We start from the raw sequence: 9376 nt of genomic DNA on the forward strand, positions 1-9376 counted from the left end.
AATGAAGAGATTGCTTCTTGGAATACCGAGAGGAACGCCGCTCAAAAGAGCGTCAATTGGCAGTTTAAGACTGTCGATGCCCGAATCAAACTGAAACATCTCTACCCTATATTGAACTTTTAAGTGTTACAAAATACTAGATAATGTAGTTGAAAATTGGATGCACATCAGTTTTGCGCTAGATAATGTAGCTGAGAATTGGGTACACATCAGTTTTGTGCTAAGTAATGTAGCTGGAAATTGGGGGCACACCAGTTTTGTGCTAAGTAATGTAGCTGAAACTGATAATGCTCTAATGATGTCTCGAGGAATAGTATCGTCTTTACCGGCTTCGGCCGTATGTGCTTTTATTTTTTTTTGTTTAACAATTTTAAATAGTTCAAAATGAAGAAATCCAACTATTTAAAGAAAAGCCTTAAGCTAGAAGATTACAGCAATGGAGTGAATCGCGTATTATCATTTCTCTCCACGCAGGCGCTTAAGGACGAGTTTCTGGCTCAAAAGGCCGTTGAACTCAAACATTGGGATGCCGAACTCTTCGCCTTCGTGGGCAAAAACCAGGAAGCCCGAATTGGTGTCCGCGAAAAATCAGACCAGCTGTCCCGCGAGTTAAGCTCGTTGCGTCTCGTGCTGAAGTCGTTGGCCAAGCATTGTGGCGATGACCAAAGCTCGGTGACGATGGAGGGCATCAAGGTGGTCGAGTCCGTCATCGGCAAATATGGCATGGTGTCGCGTTTGGCTGTGAGCAGCAAGATAACCGTCACCAGGGCCATGGTGCGCGACTTGAGGGAAGGCGATGCGCAGCTTTGCGTCGAAATGCTCGGAATAGGGCAGAAGGTCGACGAAATCGAGGCTGCCGTCGAAGCACTGGTCCAGCAACAGGCCATCCTGGCCCAAGCCATGGCAAGCCCGGAAGCCAAAATCCGTCTGCTCGACTTGAAAAACGGCTCGAAGGAAATCATCAATGCCGTCGGGCATTACCTTCAGGGCATGAGTCAAGTCAATCCGACGGCTTTCGAAGGGCCGTGGAAACTGTTCTGCTCCATCATTGATGATGCCAACCGCCGTTCGTACCACATTAAGGCTGAGTCGCAAGACGAAAAGGCAGCGGATGTTACGGTGAATGCCGAACAGGCATCCTAATTGAAGTCAGAGTCCTTTGCTATTAAAGACAAACTCTTGACTTTTTGTAGTTCAGTCTTGTCTGTTCCTGAAATTATTACTTGAGAAAGAACAGCCATTTTTTTCTCCGAGGGTGTCGCCGCGATGCCCTCGGTGTTTTTTAGTGAGAATTAAAAAATAACCTGTAACGATAACAACTGCTTTTTGCTTCGCTAAACACGGATTGGTTGGCGCGAGAAAAGAAATTTACTCATAATTTACTCTAAAATTTACTCCGTATTTACTTTCTACCGCCTTGGCGGAATTTTATTTTTCGAACCGCAGATTACACGGATGACGCTGATTTTACGCGGATTAAAACTTAAATGCGCCTTGCGCATGAATTGGCACGGATTGGCTGTCGCGAGAAAAGAGTTTTACTCATAATTTACTCTAAAATTTACTCCGTATTTACTTTCTGCCGCCTTGGCGGAATTTCATTTTTCGAACCGCAGATTACCCAGATGACGCTGATTTTACGCGGATTAAAATTTAAATGCGCCATGCGCAAGAATTGGCACGGATTGGCTGTCGCGAGAAAAGAGATTTACTCATAATTTACTCTAAAATTTACTCCGAATTTACTTTCTACCGCCTTGGCGGAATTTCATTTTTCGAACCGCAGATAAATGAAAAAGCCGCCCCAATGAGCGGCTTTTTTCATTTCAAATGAATTTGATATTAAGCATTCTTGATGTTCGGTTCTTCCAAGCCAAGGTGACGCTTCTTGTCGAGAGCTTTCAGATAGATGGCAATGAAGAGGGCAGCGACACCAAAGCAAGCGAAGATAATCAACGGAGTCGTGTAGTTGTAAGGAATGAATGTGTCGGTGGCACCGGCTTCAATGGCGGCTTTTGCAGCGATGACGGCTTCGTTGTTAGCGTTGCTGCTGACCAGCACATTACCGATGAGTTTCGGAACGAATGCAAGACCAATGTTCTGAACCCAGAAAATCAGGCAGTAGGCTGAACCCAAAATCTTTTCATCGATAATCTTTGGAACTGAAGGCCACAGAGCGGCTGGAACCAATGAGAATGAAATGCCCAAGATGACGATGGTAGCGTAAGCAATGAGTTTGCTGTGTGTTGCCGGCAATACGAAAGCGAAAACCAAGTGGCAGACAATCAACAGAATTGCACCCCAGATAAGCATTGTTGCACCCTTGCCTTTGTGGTCTAAGAATGAGCCGAGGAAAGGAGTGATGGCGGCTGCACCGATTGGGAACCAACGGAAAATGTTGGAGGCGGCAGTTGCCGAAATACCGTTCAAGTTGCATTGCAGCATGTTGGCGCCGTAACGCTGGAATGGGAAAATTGCTGAATAGTAAAGTACGCAGAGCAAGGCGACAACCCAGAAGCTCAGGCTTGAGAAAATCTTGCCGAGGTCGCTGACTTTGAATTCGTCTTCAGGATCTTTTTCTTCGGTGGCAAGACCGGCTTCAACCAGCTGCTTGTCGAATCTCTTATCCATGAAGGTGAAAACAATGAAGCAAATCAAGCCGATAAGCAGCAGCACGGTGCAGAAACCGACTGGCTTCACGATAGTAGGATTGATTTTACCGGCAATCAGTGGAGAGATTGAGAAGATGGCGAAAACACCCACGCGGGCGATAGCCATTTCGATACCCATGGCAAGAGCCATTTCCTTGCCTTTGAACCATTTGGCAATGGCTTTCGAAACGGTTGTACCAGCCATTTCGCAACCGCAACCGAAAATCATGAAACCAAGGCAAGACAGTTTGGCACTGCCGGGAAGAGTCACCCACCATGAATTCAGCCAGTTGCACATGGCTGTGGTTTGGAACCAATCACTGACACCAATGAATTTGATGGAAGCACCGATAAACATCATCGAGGCTGACAATACGCCAGTGAAACGGACTCCCATCTTGTCGAGGATGATACCGGCAATGATAAGGAAGCCGCAAACATTAAGGATGTATTCGGACAAAGCGTAGGTGCCGAAAACATCAGGAGTCCAGCCGCGTTCTACTTCGACGAGGCTTTGAAGTGGCGACATGACATCAACGAACATGTAGCCGAAAAACATCATCAATGCGATGAGAATCAGTGCAGTCCAGCGGGCTGCTTTGCTGTCGTTTAACAGCTGTTGAACTTTTTCTACCATTTGATTGTAATTTTATTTGTTAATACTAAATTGTTTGTCAATTATTTAAGTGGTTCAAAATCGTTCAAAAAGCGTTTTCTCCGACAAGCGCATGAACGCTTTTTGAACAATTTTTCTCCGCGCAAAGCGCCTTTGAACCTTTTTATTCAGGCAGTTGGACGATTTCCTTCTTGTAGCCGTTAAGGACTTTCTTTGCCATGGCTGCAACGTCTTCGCTGCTGATGCTGTTTAGGACTTCTTCGTAATCCTTCATCTGGTTGAAGCCATCACGTTGTTCAGCAACGATGCTGCTCATCCAGTAACGGTTGTTTTCAAGGTCTTCAGCATGTTTCTTCACAAGGAATTCCTTCACTTTCTTGAGGTCTTCCGGACGTGGACCGTTGTTTGAAACGTTGGCAAGTTCTGTCTTGGCAATGTTCATCAGCTTTTCGTGCATTTCCTTGTTGGTGTCGAAACCGATGAGGAACATGAAGTTGCCTTCCGGACGGTTGCCAACATTGCCCTGAACGCCGACACCGTAGGTGCCTCCTTCGTCTTCACGGATTTTTTCGGTGTAGACGATGTCCATCACATCGTTCAGGCATTGCATGGCGAGTTGGTTCTTGAGGGTGTATTCCATGGCACCGTTGTAAATCATGTAGCAGGTAGCCTTTGGAGTTTCCATTTGCTTTTCGTAGTGACAAATGTTGTCTTTCTTGGTGAGGCTCATACCGTTGTCTTTCCAGGTCTCGTTTCTCTTCTGCTTCTTCAGTGCGCCGAGGTATTGTTCTACCAATGGTTCGAAAGTGGCAGGGTCGATGTTGCCGACGAATGTGAAGACGAAGTTGTTCGGGTCGCTGAAGCGTTCCTGATAAAGTTTCAGGGCCTTTGCATAGTCAATCTTGTCGTAATCTTCTGCTTTCATACGCTTTACCAACGGATGTGAATCGTACATGACGGCATAGAGGCTGTCTCGGAAAGCGGTCATTGGGTCTGATTCGGCGTTAGCCAGCATCGATTTGGTGCGGGTCAGGTAAGATTGAAGGGCTTCTTCATCGGCGCGTGGTGCAGTAAAATATAAATAGGTGAGTTGGAGCATGGTCTCCAAATCCTTCACGGAGCAGCTGCCGCTCATGCCTTCAGTGTAGTTGTTGATGGAAGGATAAACGCTGGCTTTTTTGCCGGCCAAAACCTTTGGAAGGTCGATGGCACTGAAGTTGCCGACACCGCCCAATGTGGCCAATTCGTTGATTTCCTGCAAAGTGTAAGGATCATCCATGTCCATGACGGAATAACCGCCAAAGCTGTAGCCTGACATGACGATTTCGTCATCCTTGTAAGTGGTAGGCTTGTAGATGACCTTCATGCCATTGCTGAGGGTGAGTTCGGTAGTGCCGAAAGTGTCGTTGGTTTTCTTGTCAGTGATTTTGCCGCTCTTTGGCAGTTGGGCGATGAGAGGTTCGTCGGAAACGGTCTCGGTGTAGGCTTCGACTTCCATGGCGTTTGCCTTGTTGAAGTGGGCCAGCAATTCGTCCTTGGTAGGCAGTGTTTCGCCTTCTTTCTGTGGAGCAGTCAGGGCAATGGCAATGTTCTTTTCGGTGATAAGTTCCTGAGCGTAAGCGTTAATGGCTTCCAGAGGCAGAGCAGGCATGATTTGCGAAAGCAGTGCATATTCGTTTTCGATGCCCATCATAGGTTCGTTAGCCAAGAAATGGTTGAGGATAGGGTAGAGGTATCTGCCGTTGTCCTGCTTGTTGCGTTCTTCAAACTGGCTTTCGACTTGTCTGAGGTAATCGGCCTTGGCGCGTTCGTATTCCGAAGCGGTGAAACCGAATTGCTTCATGCGGTTGTTTTCCATGACGATGGCGCTGAGAGCTTCGTCAATGCCGTTGAAGTCTTTTGCGTAGGCAGCACTCGACCAAGCGTCCTTAGTGTCTGAAACAAAGTAAGTTCCGTAATAACCACCTGCGTAAATGAATGGAGGATTCGGCTTCTGGGTCAGTTCTTCCAAGCGGTTGTTATACATGCTTGAAATGATGTCGTTGACGTAGGTCGAAATCCAATAATCGAGTGAACCTCTTTCTTCCATCGGGGTGATGTCGTGCTTGTAATACACGCTGATCTGATAGCTGGTCTCTTCCTTGTCGGAAGCGATGGCAACCAATGGTTCGTCGTTGTCAGCGACCTGGAAACGTGTGCGTTCTGCTGGATTTTCAGCAGCCGGAATGGCACCAAACATGGTCTTCACTCTGCTTTCGATTTGATCGACATCGATGTCACCAACGATGATGATGCCTTGCAAGTCAGGGCGATACCATTTTCTATAATAGGCGCGCAGGGTCTCGTAATCGAAATTGGCAACCACTTGTTCGGTACCGATTGGCAGACGGGCACCGTAAGGGCTGTCTGGATACAGGGCTGGAAGCAAAGTTTCGTACATACGCATCATGGCGTTTTGTCCTTGACGCATTTCTTCCAGAATGACGCCACGTTCCTTGTCGATTTCTTCGTCTTCAAGTGAAACGTAGTTTGACCAGTCGTGCAAAACCAAAAGGCAGGAGTCAATCAAGCCGGGATTGGTGGTCGGGACGTTGGTCAGCATGTAGACGGTCTGTTCGATGCTGGTCCATGCGTTGACGTTTTCGCCGAACTTCACACCGTTGTGTTCCATGTAGTTAAGCAGATCCTTGCCTGGGAAGTGCTGTGTGCCGTTGAAGCACATGTGCTCGAGGAAGTGAGCCAGACCGCGCTGTTCTTCTTCTTCAAGAATTGAACCGACTTTCTGCGCAATGTAGAAATTGGCGCGCTGTGCCGGTTTCTCGTTGTGACGGATGTAATAAGTCAATCCGTTTTCCAATTGGCCAGTCCTGACGTTTGGGTCCAACGGACATGGCGGCATCTGCTGTGCGATGCTTGCCGTGGCAAAACCAGCCACTGCAAGGAAAAGTAATGCTAACTTTTTCATTTTTTGAATTATTTGATTGTTAAACTTTTAGACAATTTGACATTTGGACTTTTAGACTCTTTGACGGCCTTTTTTCGAGGCCGTCATTCCCGCGCAGGCGGGAATCTCATTATATTTTATAATGGACTATTTGACAATTAGACTGTTTGACATTTAGATAATTAGACATTTTGAAACTTTTGAGGTTTTGAACCGTTTTTACATTCGCAAAGGGTGTCATTCGCAAGCTCATTTTGCCCTTTGCTCTTTTTAAGTTGCCCTTTCAGGGCGTATGCGTGTTCAGAAAACATACTTCTTCTTTTCCTCCCAACTCCTAACACTTTAAAACTTCCCACTTAAAGGACGCACTCGGTGCGTCCTTACTTTCCACTTAATAAAGGTGTACCACATATTTCTCCTCAAAATACTCCTCCCTAAACCATTTGCTGACAGCCACTTTCTTGTGTTTCCAATATTTTGAGAGGGCATTGAATTCCGCCGTCAAGTCGCCACCTTTCAGGTAAAGGATGCCGCCAGCCTCAATATCACCTCTGATTCTCAACTTGTTGCCCGCCAGGTTGACGATTTCGGGCAAGGTCATGACGGCACGTCCGGTGATGAAATCGAATTTCTCTTTCACTTCTTCGGCGCGTTTGTGCTCTGCCACAACATTTTGCAAGCCGATGGCTTCTTTCACGGCATTGACCACGGTGATTTTCTTTCCTGTGCCGTCAATCAGATAGAATTCGGTCTGCGGAAACATGATGGCCAACGGAATGCCGGGGAAACCGCCGCCCGTGCCCAAATCCATGATTTTCATGCCGGGGAGCAATTCCATGTATTTTGCAATGGCGAGGCAATGCAAAACATGGTGCTCGTAGAAGTGATCCATGTCCTTTCTGGATATGACATTGATTTTGCTGTTCCAGTCTAAATACAAGTCTTTCAACTGGTTGAACTGCGCCTTTTGCTGTTCGCTCAGTTCGGGGAAATATTTGAATATTCTTGTTGTGTCCATACGGGTATAATAAACTGCCAAAAGTAGGAAAAAATATGGTTGGGTCGAAAAGAAATTTGTCGGAATTTGATTGGCAGCTAAAAATGACCGAAACAGCAATTGCAAACAGCCATTCGTTTGAGACAGCTTAAAAACAAAAAGTTCTGTGAAAAAACATTGAATGGCATGAGAAAACTCTGCCGTATGGTTCGGGAATAAAACAGTAAAAACCAGATTTAAAAAGAACGGTTTCTGTCTAACTCGAAGATTTCCAAATCCTTGAATGTTTTTCCATCAATGACCAGACGTATCATCGTGATTTTCTTGTGGAAGCCTGTTTGTCCGGCAGCCCCCGGATTGATGTGGAGCAGATTCAGTTTTGGGTCATTCATCACCTTTAATATATGTGAATGCCCGCAAATGTAAAGATTCGGTTTTTTCTCATTTAAAATGTATCGTATCTCAGGCATATATTTTCCGGGATAGCCGCCGATGTGGGTCATGTATACATCGATGTCTTCAATGTGAAAGAATTGGTCTTCAGGATATTGCATCCTGATCACATGGTCATCGCAATTGCCGTAAACGGCGCGTAAAGGCTTGAAAGCGGCCAACTGTTCGGCGGTTTCGATGTTGCCTATGTCGCCGGCGTGCCAGATTTCATCCACATCCTTGAAAAAGCTGAATACTTGCGGAATGAGCGTGCAATGTGTGTCGGATATGATGCCGATTTTTTTCATGGAAACATGGGATTATGAGGTCACGAGGTCATGGGTGTACGAGATTTTTAGTCTCGCGGTCTCGTGACCTCGAAACCTCGTTTTCAATTAGATGTTAAACATGACACCAAGACTCAGCACTTCCTTAAACTGCACTTTCGAGCCTTCGATAGGTGTGGTTGATGACAACCCCGTGGCTGGGTCGATGTTGTAGAAAGGAACGTCGTAGTCGTAAATCAAGTGGGTCGCGATGCTGCAATTGAGCCATGAATTGATTTTCAGCAGGAGCTGGTTCTGCCAGTCGACGTCGATTCTTAAAGGATGGTCGAGGTAATTGGAGAAGAGTTCCAGCTTTGAGTTGAAGCTGATGTTTTCGGCAATCGGCACGTCGAGTTTTGCAACGAGTCGGGCACCGAATTCATAGCGTGCGTGTTTGCCGGCTTCTACACCGTAAGCACCGTTTTCTGCTAACAAGGAATCGCTTACAATCGTGACGCGGCCTGTGATTGGGGCAAAATTCAATGAGAAATACTTGTTTGGAACCCATTCGGCACCGACGCCCAAGGTGATGTAACCCGGAGCAAGAAATTTTGAAATGCGTTGTGCGGAATCAATTTCGTAGTTGAAACCATTGGCGAATTGTGAGCGGAATGCCAGTTCCAAACTGTAGTTCAGCTTTTCGGTTGCCTTCAAACCGGCCAGTGAAGTGAGTTCGATTTTGTCGTCGGTCTTGATTGGCTTGTCCTTGAAATTGAAATAGCTGTAGCCAAGTGATGTGCTCAAGGTGTTGTCCCATTTGAATCCGTTTTTTGCATAGTTGGCTTGATAATTCAGCGTCCCAATCCAGTTCAAGGCATTCTGACCGCCGGCAGCCCAGTTGGTGAACGAACTTTGGGAAAAATTCAATCCGACAGTTCCTTTGGTAGTCCAAGGTTTTGTTTCTGCGTTTTCTTGAGCAAATGAGGCCGATGCAAATGCGGCCATCATGAGGGTGAAAATTACTTTTTTCATGTGTGTAAGATATTGATTTAAAGATTTAATATTCAAGATTTAAAGATTTGACATTTGGACTATTTGACTATTTGACATTTAGGCTGTTTGACATTTAGACTGTTTGACATTTGGACTTTTGGAATTACGAGACCGCAAGACTTCGGGATTGCAAGATTTTTGAAAAACTGAAAACCAATAACCGATAACTGAAAACTGATAACTGATAACTGATAACTGATAAGGTATGTTCTATTAATTCATAAATTCGAGTGGAAGCCGTTCCACAAGAGTCAATCTTTCGGAATCAGTCGCTCCTCAGAGGACTTTGGCTGTCGATAGCGTTCGTTTATCCACTCATTGACATGTTGTTTTTGACGATTTGACACGTATGGGCACAGTTATCCCTTGCAGGTGATAAGCTGTGGCTGGTAAATGTTGATCTGTACATATCTGAAT

The 9376-nt window shown here is 45.9% G+C and carries 6 protein-coding genes; 1 reads left to right on the top strand and 5 read right to left on the bottom strand.

The genetic code is table 11. From position 1 onward, the window contains the following. The first annotated feature begins 384 nt into the window (after positions 1 to 384). Entirely contained in the window at positions 385 to 1143 is a 759-nt protein-coding gene (locus AC06MN_RS00620; RefSeq protein ID WP_475670420.1) for a hypothetical protein, read from the top strand. A gap of 699 nt (positions 1144 to 1842) precedes the next feature. On the opposite strand, the gene AC06MN_RS00625 is transcribed toward AC06MN_RS00620, so the two are convergent. The 5 genes from AC06MN_RS00625 to AC06MN_RS00645 form a co-directional block, all read right to left on the bottom strand. Further along, entirely contained in the window at positions 1843 to 3288 is a 1446-nt protein-coding gene (locus AC06MN_RS00625; protein ID WP_475670421.1) for an MFS transporter, read from the bottom strand. 142 nt (positions 3289 to 3430) lie between these two features. Continuing rightward, the gene (locus tag AC06MN_RS00630) at positions 3431 to 6232 is read right to left on the bottom strand and encodes a M16 family metallopeptidase (protein ID WP_475670422.1); all 2802 of its coding nucleotides are present in this window, start codon (positions 6230 to 6232) and stop codon (positions 3431 to 3433) included. Between the two features lie 370 nt (positions 6233 to 6602). Beyond that, complete coding sequence (gene rsmG / locus AC06MN_RS00635; RefSeq protein WP_475670423.1) at positions 6603 to 7229, bottom strand: 16S rRNA (guanine(527)-N(7))-methyltransferase RsmG; 627 nt, start codon at positions 7227 to 7229, stop codon at positions 6603 to 6605. A 215-nt stretch (positions 7230 to 7444) separates the two neighbouring features. After that, on the bottom strand, positions 7445 to 7948 hold the full coding sequence (locus tag AC06MN_RS00640; RefSeq protein ID WP_475670424.1) for a metallophosphoesterase family protein: 504 nt from the start codon (positions 7946 to 7948) through the stop codon (positions 7445 to 7447). An 87-nt stretch (positions 7949 to 8035) separates the two neighbouring features. Continuing rightward, positions 8036 to 8938: a DUF3078 domain-containing protein gene (locus tag AC06MN_RS00645; RefSeq protein ID WP_475670425.1), complete on the bottom strand. Its 903-nt coding sequence runs from the start codon at positions 8936 to 8938 to the stop codon at positions 8036 to 8038. Positions 8939 to 9376 lie beyond the last annotated feature (438 nt).

Source organism: Candidatus Limimorpha sp. (genome assembly GCF_056203535.1).

Bases quoted from the DNA above. Each gene is read 5' to 3' on its own strand.
- AC06MN_RS00620 (WP_475670420.1), top strand. From the start codon at position 385: ATGAAGAAATCCAACTATTTAAAGAAAAGCCTTAAGCTAGAAGATTAC.
- AC06MN_RS00625 (WP_475670421.1), bottom strand. From the start codon at position 3,288: ATGGTAGAAAAAGTTCAACAGCTGTTAAACGACAGCAAAGCAGCCCGC.
- AC06MN_RS00630 (WP_475670422.1), bottom strand. From the start codon at position 6,232: ATGAAAAAGTTAGCATTACTTTTCCTTGCAGTGGCTGGTTTTGCCACG.
- rsmG (WP_475670423.1), bottom strand. From the start codon at position 7,229: ATGGACACAACAAGAATATTCAAATATTTCCCCGAACTGAGCGAACAG.
- AC06MN_RS00640 (WP_475670424.1), bottom strand. From the start codon at position 7,948: ATGAAAAAAATCGGCATCATATCCGACACACATTGCACGCTCATTCCG.
- AC06MN_RS00645 (WP_475670425.1), bottom strand. From the start codon at position 8,938: ATGAAAAAAGTAATTTTCACCCTCATGATGGCCGCATTTGCATCGGCC.